Origin of the sequence: Yinghuangia sp. YIM S09857, from assembly GCF_051388915.1 — a bacterium.
In the GTDB taxonomy this organism is placed as follows: Bacteria; Actinomycetota; Actinomycetes; order Streptomycetales; family Streptomycetaceae; genus Yinghuangia.
Window position 1 is genome coordinate 1 of record NZ_JBPKBH010000061.1, and the last position, 917, is coordinate 917.

The window sequence follows — 917 nt, forward strand, 5'->3', positions numbered from 1 at the left end:
CTAAAGCGTGTTGCACAACGCTGTGAGCTGCGTGTTCAGCTCCGGTTCGGACTGCTTTGGATCACGCTGCGTAGACGAGGTTGTGGAGTTGGGCGACGGCCTGTGCGGCGTGGTGGAGGCCGTCGCCGTGCTGGCGGCAGTCGCGGAGGATCTTCCAGTTCTTCATCCGGCCGATGGCGTGTTCGACGCGTACCCGCACATGTCGGTGGTCGGCATTGTCGTCCTCCTCGGCCGCCAGGAGCGGCCGGCCGGGGCGTTTGCGGTGCGGGACGGCCATGCCGGTGTTGATGTACGCGCCGTCGGCGATCAACGGGACACCGCGGCACTCGTCGGCCAGGCCGCTGGCCCGCCAGGCCTGCGCGTCCGAGCGGTTGCCCGGGACGGGGCGTCCGGTGGCGATCACCAGCCGGGTGTCGGCGTCTACGATGACCTGCACGTTCGCCGAGTAGCGGTAGTTGCGGCTGGACGCAGCGACCTTGCGGTCGCGGACCGGGACGAGGGTGCCGTCCACGATCCACAGCCGGTCCGCGGCCTCGATCGGTCGTCGGACCGGCTCGATCGCGAGCAGCGGACTGAGGCGCTGGACCACCCGGCACACCGTCGCCGGGGAGACCCCGAACAGCGGCGCGATCTGCCGCATCGTCAGGTTCGTGCGGTAGTACACCGCCACCAACAACACCCGCATGTCCAACGGCAAACACCACGGACGACCCGTCCGCGGTCCCTCCCCGCCACGTTCACGGACCACCCTCACCAGCCGTTGAAACCGGCTCATCGGCAAACCCGAGAACGTCTCCACCCAGACACGCTCTACCCGCAACACCCCGCCCATATAAGCGAGATGCCCAGCTCACAGCGTTCTGCAACACGCTTTAGGCCGCGTCTCTCGGATCTTTGTGCCGCTCACGGGGCCGTGA

At 67.9% G+C, this 917-nt stretch carries 1 protein-coding gene; it reads right to left on the reverse strand.

The genetic code is table 11. From position 1 onward, the window contains the following. Nucleotides 1-61: 61 nt before the first annotated feature. Complete coding sequence (locus ACRX5S_RS41085; protein WP_436778405.1) at nt 62-832, reverse strand: transposase family protein; 771 nt, start codon at nt 830-832, stop codon at nt 62-64. Nucleotides 833-917: the final 85 nt, after the last annotated feature.